This is a genomic window from SAR86 cluster bacterium (assembly GCA_023703675.1).
GTDB lineage: Bacteria > Pseudomonadota > Gammaproteobacteria > Magnimaribacterales > AG-339-G14 > AG-339-G14.
In genome coordinates this window covers 508323-529664 of sequence record CP097974.1, presented here as the reverse complement: position 1 = coordinate 529664, position 21342 = coordinate 508323, and the positions used below count along the sequence as shown (strand labels likewise).

Here is a 21342-nt window from a genome sequence, read left to right as displayed (position 1 = left end):
TTAAGTATCCCTATTATCACCTTCAATCAAAATATCTGCAAAACAATCTTTTGGACTTTCTTTCTCAAAAATTATTTTATTTAAAATATCCACAATTGGCATTGTTAAATTAAGCTCCTTCTTTTTTTTAAAAATTATTTCCAAAGTTCCTATGCCTTCGACAACTTGATTTACTTTCTTCAACGACGTTTCTACGTCCATACCCTGACCTAAATAGTACCCAAAAGAATAATTTCTGCTATTGGATGAACTAGATGTAGCTATAAGGTCTCCCACTCCAGCCAATCCCATTAAAGTTTCGGAACTTGCTCCTAAAGATTTTAATAATTCTGACATTTCATGAAGGCTTCTGGTAAGAATCATGGCCTTAGTGTTAAATTTATTTCCTAGACCATCGGCTATGCCTGCCGAAATAGCATAAATATTTTTTAAAGACCCTGATAATTCAACTCCTTTTTTATCGTTAGATAAGAAAACTTTAAAAAAATTATTATTAAAACTTTTCGAAATCTTTTCTGCCCTGGAGAGATCATCTCCAGCTAAAACTGATGCGGAAACTTGTTGTTCCATCACTTCTTTAGCTAGATTAGGTCCTGAGATAGAAAATATCTTTGAAGAGTCAACATTAAATTCTTTGATAAGAACATCTGAAATTGTATAAAGAGAATTTTTATCAATTCCTTTTGAAGCAATTATAAACTCCTTTTTTTTTAAAATTTCTGCATTGACTAATTTGAAGACAGATGAAATCTCTTTCGAAGGAATCGCTATAATCCATAAATCAGAAAAAATACTAAATTCACTTAAATTTTTAGTAATTTTTATATTTTTGTTTAATTTGAAATCTGGATGATAGATTTTATTAACTTTATCCTTTGAAATTGAATCAAAAACCTCATTGTTTTTGGTATATATAAGACACTCTTCACCATTATTAGCCAATAAATTAGCAAGAGCTGTTCCCCAAGAGCCCGAACCTAGAATAGAAAAACGATTGATCATTAAATTTTTATTTTTGTTTCTTAGAAAAAAAAATTATAGTCTAACTTATAATTTCTTATGGATTCTTTCAACGCAAAATCTATTGGGTTCTGGATAGGACTGATTCTTTTTATCACTGTTATTTTAATCCCTAATCCAGAAGGTTTGACGAATGACGGCAGACTTACTTTAGCGGTATTTCTTTTAATGGGAGTTTGGTGGGCTTTTGAGGCACTACCTTTACAAGTAACTGCTTTGATGCCATTGGTATTTTTTCCCTTACTAGGAGTTATAGAAATTGGAGTTATCAGTAAGGAATATATGAACAAAGTTCAATTTCTTTTTGCTGGAGGTTTTTTAATAGCTATAGGAATTCAAAAATGGGGTCTTCACAAGAGAGTTGCTTTAAATATTTTGAAGTTAAGTGGCTTGAATGCAAGCGGCATAATAGCTTCTTTCATGCTAGCAAGTGCCTTGCTAAGTATGTGGGTAATGAATACTTCTACAGCAATAATGCTTCTTCCCGTTGCAGTGTCAGTTATTAAAGTAATTAACGATACTGTGAAAGAAATCGATAATAAGCAGTCTTTCAACTTTCAATTGTGTTTGCTGCTTGGTATTGCATATAGTGCTTCTATTGGCGGTATAGCAACTCCAATTGGAACCTCCCCTAACGGTGTATTGATTCAATTTGCTAGTGATAATTTTGGCAAGGATATTGGTTTTGCAAATTGGATTGCTTTTGGTTTGCCTGTGACCTTAGGACTTGGTCCCATTGTTTGGATATTGCTGACTAAATTTATTTATCCTATAAATTTTCAGGCATCTAAAGAAGCAAAAGATCAATTGAATTCTATGTTATTGGATCTAGGCAAAATGAGAAATGAAGAAAAAAAAGTAGCAATAGTTTTTGGATTTACAGCTTTTTGTTGGGTCTTTAGACAAATTCTTGATGATATTCCTGGATTATCACTTTTAGATGATTCTGTAATTGCAATGCTAGGAGGCTTATCATTATTTTTTCTTGCTCAAAAAAATAACTCCGAAAAACTTCTTAATTGGGATGATGCTCAAACAGGTTTCCCATGGGGGCTAATATTTTTATTTGGCGGAGGAATGGCATTAGCTTTTGTCGTAAATGATTCAGGCTTAGCCTTATGGTTAGCTTCCTTAATACCATCACAAACTTATTTTTTCATAATACTCTTGATCGTGATAACAATGGTTATATTGCTTACTGAATTAACTAGTAATCTCACAACGACTGTTACTTTTCTTCCTGTTGTAGCAAGTGTTGGAATAAATTTAGGAATTGATCCCATGTTGCTAGTGTTGCCTTTAACATTATCAGCGAGTTGCGCTTTTATGCTGCCAGTGGCGACTCCCCCAAACTCAATTGTCTATGCATCTGGCTTAATACCAATTCAAAACATGGTTAGAGCTGGAATTTTTATTAATCTAATAAGTATCTTCTTTATTTTTATTTTGGCTTATTTGTTTATTCCTACTTTGCTTTGAAGATTGAAAGCGATTTAAAAAGTAGTAAAATTAAAATGTTAGTCGCAAATTATAGAATTTAAAACAGGGTCTCTATTTTTGCTAATTCCAACAATCCCTGACAGGAGGTGATCCAAAATTAATACGAACAATTTAACAGGAATATCAGGGAGGACCGCCTGACTAGGGTTATCCCTATTCCGACTAGAAGACGCTTCGGCCGCTTCTAGAAAGATTTAAGTTGAGATACTTTATCTTGAAACCCTGTCTCTTCGGAGGCAGGGTTTTTTTATACGGAAAGATTATGGCCTGAACAAGCTGTAAGTCCACCGTCGCATGTAATGGTTTCACCTATTGTGAAATTACCAGCTCTGGAGCATAAATATATTGCAAGTCCTCCAATGTCTTCCTTGGTTCCAATGCGTTTAACTGGACTTCTCTCTTCTAATGGACTGAAATCATGGGCTACAGCCGAACCGAGCATCCTGCTAGGGAATGGTCCTGGAGCGATAGCATTCACAAGAATATTTTCTCTTACTAATTTTGAAGCCAAATGTCGGGTGAGCTGGTGAACTGCTGCTTTGGAAGCACTGTAAACGTAATTTTCAAAAGCCGGTGTATTGATTCCATCGATTGAACCAATATTTATGACTTTTGCAGGTAATTCTTGTGTTCCAGATTTTCTTAGCAGAGGTAAAAGTTTTTGAGTAGTAAAAAACATTCCCTTGACATTTAAGTCCATGACTTTATCCCAACCCGATTCAGAAAAATCGTCAATATTCTCTCCCCAAGCAGCGCCAGCATTATTAATAAGAAAATCTAATTTATCTTCTCTAGCTTTTATTTCATCAGTTAGTTTGACTATACCATCCATTGATCCAACATCAGCTGGAATAGAAATACATTCCGATCCATATAATTCAGATAATTCCATTGCTTTTTGATCACAAGGATCTGCTTTTCTTGCAGAGATATATACTTTTACTCCATTAGCTAAGAAAGCAGCCGCAATCATTTCCCCAATTCCTCTAGAGCCGCCTGTAACCAGAGCTACTTTTCCTTTCACATCAAACAATTGATCAATTTTCATTAATTTCTCCCTATTTAATTATTAAATTCTTTGAAAGCTTTTTTATCTTCGTTTGTATCCTTCCTGAAAGCAGAGAATAGTCCCAAAGATAAATCAGGTAATTTATCATCGCCCATTCTTTTAATTTGTTGGTAAAACCACGCTTGTGCTCCAAAAGCATTAAGTGCTTGTATAAGTCTAAATGGACTAGAAGGGGAAAGTACCCAAGGACCTAAAGAAAGCGTTTTTTCATAACTGGGTAATTTATCAATTTTTCCTTCAAATAATTCTTTCATTGCCAAAGGATTTGCACACAGAGGCCTTCCTATTCCAATTATTTCACAAGCTCCGCTATTAATGGCGCTCTCCATTCCTTCTTTAGTTCTAAACCCTCCAGTAACCATCAAAGGAATAGAAGTATTCTTTCTAATTTTTTCGGCATAATCCAGAAAATAAGCTTCTCTAGCTATGGTGCTTTCTTTTCTAAACTCACTTCTATCGGGATTAATACTTACATTATCTAAGCCTAATAATCTTGGTTGTTCGTAAGTTCCGCCAGAAATTTCTATATTGTCTACTCCTGCGGATTCAATTATCTTTGCTACCTCAATTGAATCTTCTGGCGAAAAACCCCCTTTTTGAAAATCTGCAGAATTCATCTTTATTGAGATTGGAAAATCATCTCCAACTTCAGACCTTATACTCTTGACAATTTCTACATGAATTCTAGAACGATTTTCGACTGATCCGCCCCACTCGTCTTTTCTTAAGTTTATATCCGGAGAAAGAAATTCAGAGAGTAAGTAGCCATGTGCAGAGTGAATCTGAATACCCGTAAATCCAGTTTCTCTTGCTATTTTTGCAACAAATGTAAATTTTTTAATTATTTCAACTATCTCATCTGGAGTAAGTTCAGACGGAACTCCGTAATTTCTTCCTGGAATTTTTAATTGAACCGAGGAAGGTGCTTTAGGAGACTGGTTAATTTCTCCCGGAGTTTGTCTACCGGCATGAGCTATTTGCATCCATAAATGTGTATCATTTTTTGTTCCTTCATCTGCCCATTTTTTCAACATAGGTAGCTGGTCTTTATAGGAGGTTTCTTCGATACAAACATTTGCAGGGCCTTCTAAATGATTTCTGTCCACTTGAACATTTCCCGTTAATAAAATTCCGATATCTCCTTCTGCCCAAGTTTTATAGAGATTCAAATGCCTTTGATTTGTAAAATTATCCCCGAAAGCGATTCTCTCCGTCATAGCTGCCTTGCATATACGATTTTTTATTTTTGCTCCGCAAGGAAGCTGAACTTCATCTTTTAAAATAGTCATAATTAAAGTCTCACAATTTTAGGTTCGAATGATTTTGCTTCAGTTTCTTCAATGCTTCCGTAAGCAACGATAATTATAGAATCACCTTTAGAAGCTTTATGCGCTGCAGCTCCCATCATTGAAATAATTTTTGAACCAGCCTCAGCTTCAATTGCATAAGTTATTAAGCGTTCGCCATTTGTTAAATTATAAATATGAATTTGTTCAAAAGGGCTAATGTTAGCCTCTTTTAAATAATTAGAATCTATAGCGCAAGAACCATCATATTCCAATTGAGTATCAGTAACGATTGCCCTATGAATTTTTGATTTTAGAACTGTTATTTTCATAAAAAAAATTATCCGCAATTATATATATTTTGAGAGAAAATTTTAGATGAATTATTTTTTTTTTAAAATTCATTTATAATTTATCTTGTAAGTCTTAATAAAATTTTAAATTTGTGAACAATTCAATTGATTCAAAATTACCTGTTACTGTGTTGTCAGGGTTTCTTGGAGCTGGCAAAACTACAGTTTTAAGTAATATTCTCTCAAATAGACAAAACAAAAAAGTTGCCGTAATTGTAAATGATATGAGTGAGATTAATATTGACTCTGCAATTATTCAAAATGAAGTTTCACTGAGTAGAAGTGAAGAAAAACTGGTAGAAATGAGCAACGGCTGTATTTGTTGCACCCTTAGAGAGGATTTATTAGAAGAGGTAACGAAGCTTGCTAAAGAAAAAAGATTTGATTATTTGGTCATAGAATCCACAGGAATTTCAGAACCTCTTCCGGTTGCAGAGACATTTACTTTTGCTGATGAAAATGGTGTTTCTTTGTCTGATGTAGCTGACCTCGATACTATGGTCACAGTTGTCGATGCGGTTAATTTTTTAAAAGATTATGACGAAGCAAAGAGTCTCAAAGATAAAGGTGAATCTTTAGGTGAAGACGATGAAAGAAGTGTTGCTGACCTTTTAGTAGATCAAATTGAATTTGCAGACGTTATCTTAATTAGCAAAACTGACTTAGTTGCTAATTCAGAAATAGAACGTCTAAAAGCAATAATAAAAACTCTCAATACTGATGCAAAAATCATACCAATTTCTAATGGTGATGTTGATCTCAATGAAGTTCTTAATACTGGAAAATTTGATTTTGAAAAAGCTCAACAAGCGCCCGGATGGTTAAAAGAAATGAGAGGAGAACATGTTCCAGAAACTGAAGAATATGGAATTAGCAGCTTTAGTTACGAAGCAAGAAGACCGTTTAATCCAGAAAAATTCTATAACTTTTTGCACAATACTCAACAATTTGGAAAATTAATTCGTTCGAAAGGTTATTTTTGGCTCGCAACACGTCCCCAGTATGCAGGACAATGGAGTCAGGCCGGGGGAATCGCCCGATATGGATTTGCGGGTCTTTTTTGGAAGGCCGTGCCAAAAAAAGATTGGCCAACAGATGAAGAGTACCTTGAAAATATTAAAAAAACTTGGGTCGAGCCTTTTGGCGACATGAGACAAGAACTTGTTTTTATAGGCCAAGAATTACAAAAAGAAAAAATAATAGCAGCACTCGACGATTGCCTTCTGAAAGAAGAAGAAGTGCTTAAGGGAAGGTCTTATTGGGATACGCTCGAAGATCCATTTCCTGCTTGGAAATAAGTTAGAAATAGTGAAATTATGGCGGACCGGACGGGGCTCGAACCCGCGACCTCCGCCGTGACAGGGCGGCGTTCTAACCAGAACTGAACTACCGGTCCTTTAAAAGAAAATCAATTATACATAGTATGAATGTGTGAATCGCCAGCTAAAATCAAATTTGACTGAGAATTTTTTATGATTTCAAAGAACTTTTCTCTTTCTTTAGGATACCCGTCCCACTGATCAGTATTGTAAGGAATTTTTTTTCCTGCGAGCATTACATATTTATGTACATATGAGGGTATGGTTTCGAGATCTACAAATTTTAAAATTGCAGGAAGATATTTGGGACCAATTAAAATCTGTTGCCCAAATATAGACCATTTGTATTTATTGTTGGTTTTGGATTTAACCCATTTTAATTGTGTTTTACCCAATAAATTTCTTGGTTTTTTGAGGTCATTCTTGTATTTTTTTTCATTAAAATCATCTGTCTCAAAATATTTTTCAATATCGAGTTGTTTATCTCTATTGTAATGTCTTGTATCAAGCATCAATAAATTAATTAAATTCCCTACCGTAAAATTTCTCCAGATTTGTTTTTTATTCTTATTCTCTCTTATCGGCATCCATTCAAAATACGCTTGAGTCGCAAAATCTTTTCTTTTCTTAAAAGACCCTTCATCTGAAGAGTGATTTTGTGCCCCTTCCTTCCAAGTATCGTTAGTTATTTCATGATCATCCCATACCACAATCATCGGTTTACTTGCGTGGAGTAATTTAAGGTCTAGATCTTTTCTATACGTGGCATGGCGTCTTCGATAATCGTCAAGAGACAATATTTCATGATTAGGATCTACAACTCTGTTCATTTGGATCGCTCTTTCTGAAGCGTATCCATCCCACGCGTATTCGTACAGGTAATCTCCAAGGTGAAGAACTAAATCTATATCTTTATTTAGTGCCATTTCTCGGTAAGCATTAAAATAACCCGCTGGATAATTGGAACAGCTGCAAAAAGCAATATTAAATTTTTCCGGGTTCTCTTTTGGCAAAGTTGAAGTTATACCAACATCTGAAATTGAGTTTCCAACTTTAAATCTGTAATAGACTTTCTTACCATTAAATCTGGGGGGAATTTTTGCATCGACCTTCACTGTATAATCACTTTTATAGTCAGTAACAATATTTCCAAAAGATATTAAGTTCTTAAAACTTTTTTCATTAGAAATTTCCCAAGCAACGTTTACATTTGTTTTTATATTTAGATTTAATTTTGTCCAAAGAATTACATGCGTATTGGTAGGATCTCCGCTTGCGACTCCGAATTTAAATTTAACATTATTAACATTTACTAGTTGAGGATAAATTCTAAAAGGAAGCGCAAAAGAAAATAACAATAAAAATTTAAGGAAATGTCTTCTATATCTATTCATTGGAGAAATCTAACATTTAATTGTGATGAATGTTTGAAATATAGAAAAATTAAAAGAAAATTTTTATGGTGGGCGATACAGGACTTGAACCTGTAACTTCCACCTTGTAAGGGTGGCACTCTACCAATTGAGTTAATCGCCCTGCGAGGAGTGTATTATACCCAGACTTAATAAAATCTAAATGGACATAAATAGTTTTTTCAGGCATATTTTTCTATCAATTTAACTAATATGCCTAAACTTGAGTCACAGCCTTTTGAATCAAAATTAGACCGATCGAGCGAGCAATTTCAAAAGAATAAATCTTCTATGCTTTCCATGCTAGAAGAAATTGATGTTCTGCTTGACGAAGCTGAACTTGGAGGTGGAGAGCACCATAAAGAGAGATTAGCCAAAAGAGGTAAGCTTCCGGTTAGAGAAAGAGTTTTTCATTTTTTAGATCCTGACAGTCCATTTCTCGAAATAAGTGGACTTGCGGCATTTAAGTCAGATTATCCTGTCGGAGGAGGAGCAATTGCAGGAATTGGTGTTAGTGCTGGAATTGAATGCATAATTTTTGCAAACGACCCAACTGTGCTTGCGGGAGCCATGCATTTTTATTCAGTGAAAAAGTGGATGCGCGCCATGCAAATTGCTAGAGATAGCAGATTACCTTTTATACAGTTTGTTGAATCCGCGGGTGGTGACTTGAGACCAAGAAGCAACGCCGTTGTAGGTGGAACCACTCATTTTGCAGAATCTGGAAGACAATTCTATGAAATTACTGAACTTTCCAAACTAAACATCCCCACTGTGACCGTTACTTTTGGGACCGCTACTGCCGGTGGTGCTTATCAACCTGGAATGTCTGATTATAATATTTTTGTAAAAGATCAAGCAGACGTTGCTCTTGCGGGACCTCCTCTCGTTCAAATGGCAACTGGAGAGATTTCTTCAAGAGAAGATATCGGCGGTGCCAAGATGCATGCTGAAAAATCAGGCCTTGCAGAATATCTTGCTGAAGACGATTTAGATGGAATTAGAATTGCAAGAGAAGTTATGTCTCATTTAAATTGGTATAAAGAAGGAACAAAGCCAAGATTTTCTATTGAAGAACCAATTCATGATCAGGAAGATCTTTTAGGTTTAATTGAGCCAAGCTTAAAAACACCTTTCGATATAAGAGAAATCATTGGAAGAATTGCTGACGGATCAAAATTTGAGGAATTTAAACCCCTTTTTGGTCCGACAATTATTTGTGGTTTTATATCTATTCATGGATATCCAGTTGGAGTTTTAGGAAATAATGGAATGTTATTTCCTAACGCCTCTCAAAAGGCGGCTCATTTTATTCAACTATGTAATAAAAGAAATCTTCCTTTAGTTTTCTTACAAAACATTACAGGTTTTATGGTTGGAAAAGATTACGAGCAAGACGGTTCTATAAAAAAAGGTGCTCAAATGCTAAATGCAGTGTCTAATTCAGAAGTTCCCCATCTAACAGTAATTGTTGGTAATTCTTATGGCGCTGGAACTTATGCAATGTCTGGAAGAGAATTTGGTAACTCATTTACCTTCTTGTGGCCTACTGCAAAAATTGCAGTCATGGGAGGAGAAGTTATTGCTGGTGTGATGTCCATTGTGAGAAGAGGCCAAGCTGCTAGGAAAGGTATTAAATTTGATGAAAAAAAAGATGCTGAAATTGTTAAAAATCAACAAATAGGACACGACAAGGCTTCAGTTGCCTTAAAGGCGACAAGCGTTCTAAGTGACGATGGCATTATAGATCCACGAGATACCAGAGATGTGCTTGGAATTTGTCTATCGGTTGTAAATAACAAAAAAGTTAAAGGATCTGATGGTTTTGGTGTATTCAGATTATGACGATTAAAAAATTATTAATTGCCAATAGAGGAGAAATTGCCTCTAGGATTATTGAATCTGCTCATCAAATGGGGATTGGGACCGTTGCAATTTATACCGATGCAGATGCTAATTCACCGTATGTGAGAGAAGCAAAAGAAGCCTTTAGGCTTGAAACTTCATATTTAGATGCAAAAAGGATAGTAAAAATTGCAACCTCTGCAAATGTTGATGCAATTCACCCGGGTTATGGTTTTCTATCTGAAAATTCAAATTTTGCAAATTTAGTATCTAAATCGGGTATTAAATGGGTTGGTCCCTCGGCCAATGCAATTAAAAAGATGGGTGATAAATTAACAGCAAAGAAATTATCTGAAAAGGCTAATGTTCCAACATTGCCAATGACAAATGATCCAAAAGAAGCAAAAAAAATTGGTTATCCTCTTTTGATAAAAGCTGCTGCAGGTGGGGGCGGTAAAGGCATGAGAATCGTAAAGACCCAGAAAGATTTGAAAGAGTCTATTATTTCAGCACAAAGAGAAGCTGAAGGAGGATTTGGAGATAAAAGAGTTTTTATTGAAAGGTTTATTGCTAAATCTAGACACATCGAAATTCAGATTTTAGGAGATTCTTTTGGAAACATTGTTCATTTAGGAGAGAGGGAATGTTCCATACAACGACGTCATCAAAAAGTTGTTGAAGAGTCTCCTTCCCCTGTAGTCGACAGAGAACTTAGGAATAAAATGGGTGCAGCAGCAATTAAAATTGCTTCGATACTTAAATACGAATCTGCTGGAACTGTTGAATTTTTATTTGATGAAAAAACTAAAGAATTTTGGTTTCTAGAGGTAAATACAAGATTGCAAGTAGAACATCCTGTTACTGAAGAAGTTACAGGCATAGATTTAGTGAGAGAACAATTAAAAGTTGCAAATGGAGAACCATTAGATTTTTCACAAGAAGATATTGAATGGTTTGGGTCTTCAATAGAAGTTAGGCTTTATTCAGAGGATCCTGGAAATAACTTTTTACCAGTAACTGGAAAACTTATTGCTTTTGAACCAACAGAAGATCCGCTCGTAAGATGGGATTCAGGAGTTGAAGCGGGTTCTGAAATTACTCCGAATTTTGATCCCATGTTAGCAAAGATAATTTCTTTCGGAGAAACTAGAATAGAAGCCGCAAATAAATTAGCTTTGGCTTTGGAAAATAGTCATTTTGGTGGGCTTAAAACCAATAGAGATTATTTAACTTCAATACTTAGATCAGAAGAATTCCTTAAAGGAAATACAACAACTGATTTCTTAGAAAGAGTTAAAATTAATGATGAAATTAATTTAAGCGAAGAAGAAATATATTATTTGGCCATCGCTGCTTCAATGTGGATTCAAGGAAAAAATAGGCATGAGTCTGAAGTGCTTTCAAATTTGTCTTCTGGATGGAGCAACGCCAAACTTCCAATGCAAGAAGTAAAGCTTCAATATGGAGAAGAGAACTTATCAATAAAGTATAAAAATAACAAAAAAGGATTTTTTGAAACCGATAAAGGCAATTTGGTAAAAATGATTTCTTGGGATAGAAATTTTATAGACGTAGAAATTGATGAAAATAGAATAAGAAGCAAAGTTACCTTTGAAAACGGTTTGCTATTAATTCAATCTAAAAGTGGTGATGTTCTTTTCAAAGTGCTTCCAAAATTCAATACTTCCAAAAAAGAAATTATAGAGGGAGGTCTAAACGCTCCGATGCCCGGTAAAGTGGTTGATATCAAAATAAAAAAAGGAGTAAAAATTAAAAAAGGTGATACCTTGGTTATTCTTGAGGCAATGAAAATGGAACATAAAGTGGTAGCACCAAGCGATGGGAAGGTAAAAGAAATTTTAATTCAAAAGGATGAACAAGTAGAGAATGGAGCAACTTTAGTTGTTTTAGATTAATACTCCCACGATCTAGATATTTCGAGTGGGTGATCAGTTAATAAAGAAAAAAATTCATCAGGTTCTATAGCTCCTTCTGGCGCTAAAACACCCTTTTGATTGATTTTGTTCTCTAAGAATAGCTCTAACCCAAAAGCAAGAGGAAAACCCGTTATCGCTCCCATTCCCCATGGATTAATTAATTCTTCTTTAGATAAAGTAACAGCTACTGTTGCAGCTTTTTGGTTTTTAGTTCCTTGCGCTAGTCCATAAATTGCTGGCAATCCTTTAGTTTGTTTCTCAATTGATGGTGTTGTTCCAAAATTTCTCTCTAGCCATTCTAAAAAAAGTGCTCCGGATTTAAAACTAATAATTTTTCTATCCACAAACCACCTCAAGATTTTTATAATGTAAATGTTACTTTCTTTAGAACCATGGCAAACATTAAATGAATCTTTTATATTTTTATAATGATGAGGGAAAGAAATAGCTTCTGGGTGTCCAAAAAGATAAACATTGAAGTTACCTCTACCAGGGTAATTAATAGACATTTTCTCTAAAGGTTTAGTGTTCTGAAATTTTTTTTCTTTAAAAATTTTGATTTCTCCAGTAACTTGTTGCAATCCATGTTCCATTGCTGCATTAGTTCCAGATTGAGAAGATTCGTCTTCGGGTTTAGCACTGCTCATATCCCATCCAGTAATAATAGAACTAACAGAGTCAAGTTCTTTCATTGCTTTCAAACCTAATAAATTGCTTATGCCTGGACTTGCTCCTAAGCCGATGATGGCAGTTACGCCATTTTTCAAAGCCGCATCATTAAGATTGAGCATTTCTAGTGTCGGCTCCCAATCATCACAAATGTCTAAATAGTGGCATTTACAATTTATGGCAGACTTCAAAATTGAAACACCAAGTTTAAAAAATGGACCGGTTGTGTTTAAAACAATATCGTGATTTTGCATCAGCTTTTCCAATTTTTCTTTATCAGATACATCTATTCCGACGCCTGAAAACCTTTCGTCAAAATTACTGGCGTACTCTATAGCACTTAATTCATTTAAATCAGCTATGGTCACTTTTGTGATTTTTGGGTTAGAAGAAATAGCAAATGATGAGAACCTTCCCATTCCTCCGCTGCCGCCAAGCGCTAAAACTCTCATTTTTTTATTTATCCCAATCAGGTTTTCTTTTTTCTAAAAATGCTGCAATGCCCTCTTTGGCATCAGGACCTTCAAAAGTTTTTGCTATTTGTTTTTGCAAAAAAGGCAAAGCTTCGTCAAATGCCATAGCGTCTTGTTTCTCATAAGCCTCTAACCCAAATGACATAGTTCCAGGTGCGAGACTTGCCAATTCTTCTGAAAGTTTATTTACATAATCATCTAGTTCTTCGGCTCTGACAAATTCGTTTATTAGACCCCATTCTTTTGCTTGTTTTGCATCTATAGACTGGCCTCTCATCACGAAATCTAGTCCCGCCCTTTTAGGCATGACTCTAAATAATCCAGCCATAACCATATGAGGCCATAAACCTCTTAAAATTTCTGGTGCAGAAAATTTTGCTTCTTGAACTGCAACTGCATGAGTTGAGTTAGTAACCATTAACAGCGCACCAGCCAAGACAGAGCCTTGGATTTTGCAAATTACAGGTTTATACAAATGTCTTAACATCAAACTAATATCATCTGAACCTTCAAGTTTTGGAACGTTTGACTCTGATTCCTCCCTTCTTAAATCAGCTCCAGCGCAAAATATATCTCCTTCAGCAGCAATTATTACTACTCTTATAGATCTTTCTTGTTTTGCATATGCTAGCGCATAACAAATTTCATTCATCATTACATTGTTTAACGCATTTTTCTTTTCTGGACGACTAAGGGTAATAGTCAGTATGTTGTTTTTTTCTTCGATTTTAGTGGCCTGAAAATTTAAGCCTTTTAAAGATAGATTTTTTTCAGTCATAGTTATTTTAGTAATTGTTTGGGAAAATTAATTTTTTTGGCCCTCAAGTATTCTCCTAATGATTTAGCTTGGCCATCCATTCTAGTTGAAGAAGATACGCCTTCCTGAAGAATCCCGTGAACGTAAAAATTTAAAGAGAATATATTTGGTAATTCATATCTATCTATGTCAAATTTTTCTAAATCAGGTAGAAGTTCTTTTAATTTTTCGACTGTTAAGAAATCAAATAAAAAGGAGTATGCATCTTCTGTTTTTGCCCAGACACCTAAATTAGCGCAACCCCCTTTATCTCCCGATCTAGTTCCAAAAATTTTTCCAAAAAAATCTTCTTCAAAGCTTTGAATCTCAAGTTCTGGATTTTCATAAGGTACTTTTTGATAGTACTTTTCTTCTAGACCTAACTGACTTGTTGGAGTAATGTCGATAACTTTATCCCCAATGTGAATACGCTCTTTAACATATTTACTATTAACTAAAGTTGGCCAATATTCTATGTAAGGTCCATTGGGTACTACCCCACTTCTTCCAGTCCAACCAGGAAAATTAGCCAATGCAAGTTCAATTATTTTTGCATTGAAGAGTCTTCCCACAAGCTCCGGGTTAGAGGACATCACATCAATTCTGAGAAATGCTTGCGCTTCTTCATTTGAGTTAGGATTTTCTTTATCTGTTCTGTGTAACTGAATGTCAACTTTATCAAATTGCTCTTTACCACCAACAGATTTGAAAATTTGATCAGTTATTAGCTCTGCTTTTTCATTAATATCCAATCCAGTAAGTAATAATTCAATTCCATTTCTATAACCGCCGACTAAGTTAACGCAAACTTTATGCGTATTCGGAGGGCTACTACCTCTTGCGTTTTGAACCAAGACTCTATCTTGAGATTCCTGGGTAATCTTTAAGGTATCAAAATGACTTATAACGTCGGGATTTAAATATGCAGGTGAGCCAATTTCGTAAAGTAATTGTGCTGTAACAGTTCCAACTGAAACTAATCCGCCAGTATTTTCATGTTTAGTTATTACAAAACTTCCGTCTTCATAAACTTCTGCAATGGGATATCCAATATTGTCAAATGTTGGTACTTCTTGGAAAAACGAATAATTTCCTCCTGTAGCTTGAGCTCCGCACTCAATAATATGACCAGCTGCAAGTGCTCCAGCCAATTCATCATATTGATCTCTTGACCAATTAAACTTCCATGCAGAAGGGCCGATCACAACTGCCGCATCTGTTACCCTGGGACAAACAACAACATCAGCCCCATTATCAAGAGCTTCTTTAATTCCCCAGGCTCCTAAATATGCATTAGCCGTAATGGGTTTCTTTGAATAATCTTTTAATTCTAAATCTTTGTCTAAATTTGAGAACTTCTCGCCAAGGTCAGTTAACTTATCCATCATAGGAATTAAGTCGTCGCCATCTATGTATGCAACTTTTAAATTTAAATTTAATTCTTCTATAACATTTTCAATTTCATGAGCCATCGATTTTGGATTAAGTCCGCCAGCATTAGTAACAATTTTTATATTTTTGTCCTGAGCTATTTTAGCTACGTCTTTGAACTGTTTTATAAAGGTTCCAACATAACCATGATTCTCTCCTCTTTTCATTTTTTGATTGTAAAGAATTGTCATTGTTAGTTCGGCTAAGTAATCGCCAGTTAAAACATCGATAGGTCCTCCTTCAACCATGTCTTTAGCAACCGATAATTTGTCTCCATAAAAACCACTACAATTTGCGATTCTTATCATTTCTTTACTCATTGATTACCCCTATTTAATCTTTCACTCAAACCAGCAAAATAAATGCCTATCAAAAGAATGATAACACCTATGAATTGGCCTAATAATAAAGTTTCAGAAAAAAAATAAACTCCTAAAATTGTTGCCGTCACTGGCTGAAATAGTAAGAGTAAAGAAGATATTTGAGGTTTAATTTTAGAAAGACCATAAATTACTAGTCCTTGCCCCATGATTTGAACGAATATTGCTTGCCCTAAAAAGTTACTCCAGCCTAAATAGGAGCTTGGAAATGGTCTATCTAATTCTAATAAACTTCCCATACCTAATGGAATACAAGCAAATAGAGAAGAATAAAAAATTAGATTAAAAATATCATATCGATCAGATAACTTATTAACTGATAATAGATATCCAGCATAAAAAAAAGCGCCAAGAAGGGCCAAGAAGTTTCCAAGTGAATAAAAATCACCTGAAAATGAGGAGGCTGAAGTTGTCATAATTAAAATTCCGGAAAAAGATAAAACTAAAGCAACTAAAAATAAGAAATTTAATCTTTCCTTAAAAATAATTAAAGCAAATAAACAAACATACAAAGGTGCAGTGTTTATGAACAAAGTTGCATTGGCAACTGACGTCATAGTTATTGAAGAATGCCAAAATGTAATATCAATTCCAAAACATAATCCAGGAATAGCAACAATTAAAAGTTCTCTAAATTTTAAAAATTTTAATTTTCCAGAAATAAGTCCATAAATTAAAATTAAAGTTGTTGCAAATACAAATCTATAAAATCCTGTAAGGGAAGGTCCTATTTCACTAAATCTAACAAAAATTGGAGCAAGCCCTATGAGACAACCACCAATGCAAGTTGCAAGAATTGGTAAAAATTTACTATTCATTTGATAAAAAAAATATGAATTGTTTATACTGCATTAATGCCGAATTCTAATCAAAATAATTTTAATATTTTATCTGTATCTGAACTAAATAACTCTGCAAAGAGACTTCTCGAAAAAAATTACTCTGCAGTATGGATAAAAGGCGAAGTAAGTAATTTTAGGTCTTACGATTCAGGTCATTGGTATTTTAAAATTAAAGATGATAGTTCAGAAATTCAGTGCGTTATGTTTAGATTTAGAAATAGTTCCGCAAATATGCAGCCCATCGATGGTGACCAGTTAATTTTAAATGGTTCAATCTCCATGTATCTCGCAAAAGGTACTTATCAATTCCAAGTCGATTCAATCGAATATGCTGGAGAAGGAGTTCTTTTAAAAAATTTCGAGATTTTAAAAAATAAACTTAACAAAGAAGGTTTCTTTGAAGAATCTCATAAACTTGAGATCCCCCTCCTTCCAAAGCATATTGGAGTTATTACTTCTACTAGTGGAGTTGTAATAGAAGATATAAGAAACGTATTGAGTAGAAGAGCGCCATTGATAGAAGTATCTTTAATACCCTCGCTAGTTCAAGGCGACGGTTCAGAAGACAGTCTTCTTAATGCAATTTTAAAAATAGATGAATTACATCGATTAAAAAGTCTCGATATCATAATTTTTGCTCGAGGTGGCGGCTCCTTAGAAGATCTATGGTCATTTAATTCAGAAAAATTAGCTAAGGAAATCTTTAAATTAAACATACCAACTATAAGTGCTATAGGTCATGAAACAGATTTCACTATATGTGATTTTGTTTCGGATTTAAGAGCTCCTACGCCCTCTGCTGCGGCAGAGATTATCAGTGAAGGTTTTGTAGAAAAAAAATCTGACTTGAAAGATGGAATTTTAATTTTAGTCAATTCGTTGAAAAATCAAATTTCATACTATGAAAATAAATTAAATGTCGTGAATAAAAGTCTCATTAACCCCAAGACAAAGATTTATCAGAATAATCAAAAACTGGACGAACTAAAAAATCTCCTAAAAAAGCAAATGTTTCAAAATTTTCTTAACTATAAAAATGTTATTGATTTTTCTTTTTCTGACCTACTGAAATCAAACCCTGCAAATAAAATCCTTGTTATTAAAAAAGAACTAGAGGGAAACATAAATTTAATGAATAAAGCAATGCAATCTTTTGTAGAACTAAGACTAGAAAAGTTTTCAAGTGTTGTGGGTGAAATGAACTCTTTAAGCCCTCTCAATGTTCTATCAAGAGGGTACTCAATATCCAAAAATAAAAAAACTGATAAAATTATTAGATCAAAAAAGGATATAAATCTAGGTGATGTCATTTCAACTAAAGCTTCTGAGATTTCTTTTGAATCCAAAGTTACAAAAACTGATTAGTGTTTTTGTAGTTTCTTTTTTAATAGTTGGCTGTAATTCCTTGATACCAATTTATCAAAATTGTAATTTCCCTGAGCAAAATCTTGTACCTGGTGGTCTTATAAATATTAAAAAGAAAAATGTGAACCTAGATTTAATTGATTTTGAATATTTTGAATGTGGTCAAAGTAAAGACTTAAGAATAATAGCGCCAATTGCTTACAACTTTGATATGAGAGATATAGAAAATATTGGATTAACAATAAAAAATAAAGAATTTAGAGAGTCTCGAATTGTAATAAAAGAAAAAAAATTTAATCAACTTAGTAAAGAAAATTTAGAAAGAATTAATCTTGAAAGAGATCTTTATATTAATGCACTTAAAAAAAAATATTCCTCGTCAAAACTAAATTTACCTCTACTTTCACCAACAAAAGGAATTGTCTCAAGCGAATATGGTGTAAAGAGATTTATAAACAATGTTAGAAAAAACCCTCATCTAGGTCTAGATATTGCTGCAAAGTTAGGAGAACCGGTATATGCAGCTGCTAATGGGAAAGTCCTTCTCTCAGAAAATTTTTTTTACAGGGGGAATTTTATTCTTCTTGGGCATGCTCAAAATCTAAAAACTTCATATTCACATCTTAATAAATCTATTGTTAAAAAAGATGATGAGGTATCGAAAGGAGATTTAATCGGTTTTGTTGGAAGTTCAGGAAGAGTTACCGGGCCACATCTTCACTTTGAAGTTTTATTGCTTAATAAAAAATTAGATCCAGAAGTTTTTATTCAGAATAATTTATAGCTTCTAAAATAGATTCCTTAGTCTGCGGTCCTTTGAGAGTTAAAGATAAACTCAGATTCGGATCTATGATAAAAGAAACTGGAAGCGCGTCTGGAACATCAATATCGAAAAAATTACTAGGATCGGTTATAAGTGCTGGGAGGCTTACATTGAATCTCACCAATTGCTCCTCTAACTCATCTCCTTGTAATCTATCAAAGTTAAACAAAAAAACTTGTATTTTTTCAAAATTTTTATCGAGTTCATGTAATTCAGGAATTTCCTTTATACATGGAGGGCACCAATCTGCCCAGTAATTAATAACCGTCCATTTGCCTGACAAATCATTAATATTTTTTCCACTAATTTTGTGGAAAGTTAAATCATTAGCACCGCATCCGACAAAAAGTATAAAAGTGACTAAGATAATAAAATTTCTCATTATTGATAAATTTTACCCTAACTAAGTAGTAAGATATTTAATATGTTCACAAATATTCTAAATAGAATTGATTTTTTTCGAAAAGTACTAGTCAATTCAATTTTCGTAATTATTTTATTATTGGTTTTTTTAGGACTTTTAATAGCGCCCTTTTTAAACTCTTCAATCGATAAAAAAAGCTCAATTCTTGTTCTCGATGGCACTTCTCAATCTTCTAGTAATAGTAATTTTTTTGATTTCAATACCGGTTTATCGACTTTTCAAATCATAAATGTGATTGAAACAGCTCAAGAAGACAACGAGATTGAAATAATCTTGATAGATTCCTCGATGATGAGTCTATCGGCAACTGATGCTCTAGAGATTGGTCAGGCTTTAGAAAACTTTAAAGCGACTGGGAAAAAAGTAATTAGTTATGGAGACTTTTTCTTCCAACATCAATATTTATTGGCATCCTTTGCTGATGAAATTTTAATCAATCCGTTTGGACTAGTTTACATTGAAGGCTATAAAGATTTTCGACTTTATTTCAAAGATGCATTAGAGAAATACAAAATAGACATTAATACTTATGTCGCGGGTGAATATAAATCTGCTTCAGAAATATTTACGAATGATTCAATGACCGAATCAACAAAGATTGAGTCAAAAAGATTTCTTGGATCTCTCTGGGAGAATTGGGTAAAGATTGTTTCTTTGAATAGAGAAGATTTATTAAAAATAAGTATCCAAAATTATATTGATGATATTGGTAGTCTAGTTTCTTCTGCTAAGAACGGATCAGAGTTGGCTGTTTCTTTGGGACTGGCTGATAAAGTTCTTAATAGAATTGAACTAGAAGATTACTTTCTCAACCTATCAGATGGTAATCGAAAGTATTATTTAAACTTCTTAGATTATTTTGAAAAAATTTCCTTGCCTGAAAGTTCAAATAAGTTAGCTATTATCAATGCAGAAGGAGAAATCGTAGATGGTGACTATGATGAAAATAATCTCTCCAATGGACATTTTGCTAGATTAATTTCAAAAGTTAAGAATGGAGATTTTGCGGGGTTATTGATTAGACTCAACACACCTGGTGGAAGTGGTTTTGCCTCCGAAAGTATAAGGCAAGAAATTCTTGAGCTTAAAAAAAATGGTCTACCAATAATTATATCCATGGCGGACATTGCAGCTTCTGGTGGTTATTGGATATCTGCTGACGCAAATGAAATTTGGGCATCTCCCTTTTGCTTAACGGGGTCAATTGGCGTATGGACTGCAGTTCCAAATTTCGAACAAAGTTTGAACGAAGTAGGTATAAATTATGATGGGATAAGTACTACAAGTTTCAATCCATCTTTGATCAAGAAGCCGGATGCAAACTCTAATTTACTCCTGCAGAACCTTGTAGATTCTGCATATCAAGATTTTTTAGATTTGGTTTCTAAAGGAAGAGCCCTTGATAGAACCTATACAGATTCAATATCGCAGGGAAAAGTTTGGGATGCTAATAATGCTAAAGAAATAGGATTAATTGATCAAATAGGTTCTCAAAGAAATGCACTAGATAGACTGGCCGAATTGGCTAATGTAAAAGATTATTCTATTGAAATTATTGAGAGTGAAAAAAACTATTTTGATCAGATTGAAAAGTATTTTTCAGGTATTTTTTTTAATTACGCAAACTTTTTTAACACTGAAAAATTTGGTTACACTATGAAAAATATTCTGAATAAACAGAAGCCATTTCCATTTCAATTAAACCTCATATGCTTAGAATGCATTAAAGGCTTGTAAATTCTTTTATTAAAGGAATAGTTATATTTTTCTTTTGTTCTAATGAAATTTTGTCAAGTTTAATGGAAAGTTCTATCAAATCATTTAGATTTCTTGAGTATCGTTTAAGAATATAATCGATCGACTGCTCGTTCATCAATAGACCTCTTTTTTTTAAAAAGTTAATGACTATAATTTTTTTGTCGTTATCTGATAAGACAGGGAAATCTATTTGCAAACTCGATGATAATCGGGAGTTTAAATCTTCTAACTTCATTTCTTGAGGTCCTTGCAATGAATTATTAAAGAAAACTTTTATATTTTTTTCTTTAGATGAGTTAAATAAATTAAAAAGTTTTTTTTCCCCTTCTTCTGAGTTAAAAAGGTGGTTGTATCCATCGATAAAAACTATCTCTCCATCTTCAATTTTAAGATTTATCGGCAGAATGCTCTCTTTTAGAGAGAAATAAATACATTTGTGTTTAATATTTAAATAATTGTAAAAGGCAAAAAAGAAAAAAGATTTTGCAATATCCTCTTTTCCCAAAAATATAGCTAAATGATCATCGCCTTTTAAAAAATTTTCACATCTGATTGAGATCTCTCGAAAGAAACTACATGATTTCAGATCATCTAGCTGCATAGATTCCTCAAATTTTAGACTTAAAGTTTGCTGTTCCAT

At 33.7% G+C, this 21342-nt stretch carries 18 protein-coding genes and 2 tRNA genes; 7 read left to right on the top strand and 13 right to left on the bottom strand.

Annotation, left to right across the window (positions count from 1 at the left end; all coding sequences use genetic code 11):
- The gene (locus M9C82_02650) at positions 1-1002 is read right to left on the bottom strand and encodes an NAD(P)-dependent glycerol-3-phosphate dehydrogenase (protein URQ74045.1); all 1002 of its coding nucleotides are present in this window, start codon (positions 1000-1002) and stop codon (positions 1-3) included.
- A gap of 57 nt (positions 1003-1059) precedes the next feature.
- Here M9C82_02650 and M9C82_02645 point away from each other — a divergent pair, with 57 nt between their 5' ends.
- Positions 1060-2499, top strand: a complete 1440-nt coding sequence (locus M9C82_02645; GenBank protein URQ74044.1) for a DASS family sodium-coupled anion symporter — start codon at positions 1060-1062, stop codon at positions 2497-2499.
- A gap of 268 nt (positions 2500-2767) precedes the next feature.
- On the opposite strand, the gene M9C82_02640 is transcribed toward M9C82_02645, so the two are convergent.
- Genes M9C82_02640 through M9C82_02630 form a run of 3 tightly spaced genes read right to left on the bottom strand, consistent with a single transcriptional unit; the run spans position 2768 to position 5207 of the window.
- The gene (locus M9C82_02640) at positions 2768-3568 is read right to left on the bottom strand and encodes an SDR family oxidoreductase (GenBank protein ID URQ74043.1); all 801 of its coding nucleotides are present in this window, start codon (positions 3566-3568) and stop codon (positions 2768-2770) included.
- A 14-nt stretch (positions 3569-3582) separates the two neighbouring features.
- On the bottom strand, positions 3583-4878 hold the full coding sequence (locus M9C82_02635; GenBank protein ID URQ74042.1) for an NADH:flavin oxidoreductase: 1296 nt from the start codon (positions 4876-4878) through the stop codon (positions 3583-3585).
- A gap of 2 nt (positions 4879-4880) precedes the next feature.
- Positions 4881-5207 carry an aspartate 1-decarboxylase gene (locus M9C82_02630; protein URQ74041.1) on the bottom strand — a complete coding sequence of 109 codons (327 nt, stop codon included), beginning with the start codon at positions 5205-5207 and terminating at the stop codon, positions 4881-4883.
- A 113-nt stretch (positions 5208-5320) separates the two neighbouring features.
- Here M9C82_02630 and zigA point away from each other — a divergent pair, with 113 nt between their 5' ends.
- Positions 5321-6526, top strand: a complete 1206-nt coding sequence (gene zigA, locus M9C82_02625; protein URQ74040.1) for a zinc metallochaperone GTPase ZigA — start codon at positions 5321-5323, stop codon at positions 6524-6526.
- A gap of 19 nt (positions 6527-6545) precedes the next feature.
- On the opposite strand, the gene M9C82_02620 is transcribed toward zigA, so the two are convergent.
- The 3 genes from M9C82_02620 to M9C82_02610 form a co-directional block, all read right to left on the bottom strand.
- A tRNA-Asp gene (locus tag M9C82_02620) sits at positions 6546-6624 on the bottom strand.
- Between the two features lie 12 nt (positions 6625-6636).
- Positions 6637-7941 (bottom strand): alkaline phosphatase D family protein, encoded by a 1305-nt coding sequence (locus M9C82_02615; protein ID URQ74039.1) that lies wholly within the window; start codon positions 7939-7941, stop codon positions 6637-6639.
- A gap of 66 nt (positions 7942-8007) precedes the next feature.
- Positions 8008-8083: transfer RNA gene (locus tag M9C82_02610), tRNA-Val, on the bottom strand.
- Between the two features lie 89 nt (positions 8084-8172).
- On the opposite strand from M9C82_02610, the gene M9C82_02605 reads away from it, so the two are divergent.
- Both M9C82_02605 and M9C82_02600 read left to right on the top strand, forming a co-directional pair.
- Entirely contained in the window at positions 8173-9804 is a 1632-nt protein-coding gene (locus M9C82_02605; GenBank protein ID URQ74038.1) for an acyl-CoA carboxylase subunit beta, read from the top strand.
- Complete coding sequence (locus M9C82_02600) at positions 9801-11720, top strand: ATP-grasp domain-containing protein (GenBank protein ID URQ74037.1); 1920 nt, start codon at positions 9801-9803, stop codon at positions 11718-11720. The genes M9C82_02605 and M9C82_02600 overlap by 4 nt, the downstream gene beginning before the upstream one ends.
- On the opposite strand, the gene M9C82_02595 is transcribed toward M9C82_02600, so the two are convergent.
- From M9C82_02595 to M9C82_02580, 4 genes are read right to left on the bottom strand one after another with little or no spacing between them, the layout of a single operon-like run.
- Positions 11717-12862, bottom strand: a complete 1146-nt coding sequence (locus tag M9C82_02595) for a saccharopine dehydrogenase NADP-binding domain-containing protein (protein URQ74036.1) — start codon at positions 12860-12862, stop codon at positions 11717-11719. The two genes, M9C82_02600 and M9C82_02595, sit on opposite strands and share 4 nt — an antisense overlap.
- Before the next feature lie 4 nt (positions 12863-12866).
- Positions 12867-13661, bottom strand: coding sequence for an enoyl-CoA hydratase-related protein (locus tag M9C82_02590; GenBank protein URQ74035.1), 795 nt, complete (start codon positions 13659-13661; stop codon positions 12867-12869).
- 2 nt (positions 13662-13663) lie between these two features.
- Complete coding sequence (locus M9C82_02585) at positions 13664-15430, bottom strand: DUF1446 domain-containing protein (protein ID URQ74034.1); 1767 nt, start codon at positions 15428-15430, stop codon at positions 13664-13666.
- Positions 15427-16308 carry a DMT family transporter gene (locus tag M9C82_02580; protein URQ74033.1) on the bottom strand — a complete coding sequence of 294 codons (882 nt, stop codon included), beginning with the start codon at positions 16306-16308 and terminating at the stop codon, positions 15427-15429. Before M9C82_02580 ends, M9C82_02585 begins: the two co-directional genes overlap by 4 nt.
- A gap of 36 nt (positions 16309-16344) precedes the next feature.
- On the opposite strand from M9C82_02580, the gene xseA reads away from it, so the two are divergent.
- Both xseA and M9C82_02570 read left to right on the top strand, forming a co-directional pair.
- Complete coding sequence (gene xseA, locus M9C82_02575; protein URQ74032.1) at positions 16345-17697, top strand: exodeoxyribonuclease VII large subunit; 1353 nt, start codon at positions 16345-16347, stop codon at positions 17695-17697.
- Positions 17669-18481, top strand: coding sequence for a peptidoglycan DD-metalloendopeptidase family protein (locus M9C82_02570; GenBank protein URQ74031.1), 813 nt, complete (start codon positions 17669-17671; stop codon positions 18479-18481). The genes xseA and M9C82_02570 overlap by 29 nt, the downstream gene beginning before the upstream one ends.
- Here the strand turns inward: M9C82_02570 and M9C82_02565 are convergent.
- Complete coding sequence (locus tag M9C82_02565) at positions 18462-18902, bottom strand: TlpA family protein disulfide reductase (GenBank protein ID URQ74030.1); 441 nt, start codon at positions 18900-18902, stop codon at positions 18462-18464. The genes M9C82_02570 and M9C82_02565 overlap by 20 nt on opposite strands.
- Positions 18903-18944: 42 nt before the next feature.
- Between M9C82_02565 and sppA the strand changes: the two genes are divergently transcribed.
- Entirely contained in the window at positions 18945-20681 is a 1737-nt protein-coding gene (gene sppA, locus M9C82_02560; GenBank protein ID URQ74029.1) for a signal peptide peptidase SppA, read from the top strand.
- On the opposite strand, the gene M9C82_02555 is transcribed toward sppA, so the two are convergent.
- Positions 20668-21342, bottom strand: a complete 675-nt coding sequence (locus M9C82_02555) for a DnaA/Hda family protein (GenBank protein ID URQ74028.1) — start codon at positions 21340-21342, stop codon at positions 20668-20670. The genes sppA and M9C82_02555 overlap by 14 nt on opposite strands.

What these genes read in the sequence shown, in the direction of transcription:
- M9C82_02650 (URQ74045.1), bottom strand. Translation starts at nt 1,002, where the DNA reads ATGATCAATCGTTTTTCTATTCTAGGTTCGGGCTCTTGGGGAACAGCT.
- M9C82_02645 (URQ74044.1), top strand. Translation starts at nt 1,060, where the DNA reads ATGGATTCTTTCAACGCAAAATCTATTGGGTTCTGGATAGGACTGATT.
- M9C82_02640 (URQ74043.1), bottom strand. Translation starts at nt 3,568, where the DNA reads ATGAAAATTGATCAATTGTTTGATGTGAAAGGAAAAGTAGCTCTGGTT.
- M9C82_02635 (URQ74042.1), bottom strand. Translation starts at nt 4,878, where the DNA reads ATGACTATTTTAAAAGATGAAGTTCAGCTTCCTTGCGGAGCAAAAATA.
- M9C82_02630 (URQ74041.1), bottom strand. Translation starts at nt 5,207, where the DNA reads ATGAAAATAACAGTTCTAAAATCAAAAATTCATAGGGCAATCGTTACT.
- M9C82_02615 (URQ74039.1), bottom strand. Translation starts at nt 7,941, where the DNA reads ATGAATAGATATAGAAGACATTTCCTTAAATTTTTATTGTTATTTTCT.
- M9C82_02605 (URQ74038.1), top strand. Translation starts at nt 8,173, where the DNA reads ATGCCTAAACTTGAGTCACAGCCTTTTGAATCAAAATTAGACCGATCG.
- M9C82_02600 (URQ74037.1), top strand. Translation starts at nt 9,801, where the DNA reads ATGACGATTAAAAAATTATTAATTGCCAATAGAGGAGAAATTGCCTCT.
- M9C82_02595 (URQ74036.1), bottom strand. Translation starts at nt 12,862, where the DNA reads ATGAGAGTTTTAGCGCTTGGCGGCAGCGGAGGAATGGGAAGGTTCTCA.
- M9C82_02590 (URQ74035.1), bottom strand. Translation starts at nt 13,661, where the DNA reads ATGACTGAAAAAAATCTATCTTTAAAAGGCTTAAATTTTCAGGCCACT.
- M9C82_02585 (URQ74034.1), bottom strand. Translation starts at nt 15,430, where the DNA reads ATGAGTAAAGAAATGATAAGAATCGCAAATTGTAGTGGTTTTTATGGA.
- M9C82_02580 (URQ74033.1), bottom strand. Translation starts at nt 16,308, where the DNA reads ATGAATAGTAAATTTTTACCAATTCTTGCAACTTGCATTGGTGGTTGT.
- xseA (URQ74032.1), top strand. Translation starts at nt 16,345, where the DNA reads ATGCCGAATTCTAATCAAAATAATTTTAATATTTTATCTGTATCTGAA.
- M9C82_02565 (URQ74030.1), bottom strand. Translation starts at nt 18,902, where the DNA reads ATGAGAAATTTTATTATCTTAGTCACTTTTATACTTTTTGTCGGATGC.
- sppA (URQ74029.1), top strand. Translation starts at nt 18,945, where the DNA reads ATGTTCACAAATATTCTAAATAGAATTGATTTTTTTCGAAAAGTACTA.
- M9C82_02555 (URQ74028.1), bottom strand. Translation starts at nt 21,342, where the DNA reads ATGGAACAGCAAACTTTAAGTCTAAAATTTGAGGAATCTATGCAGCTA.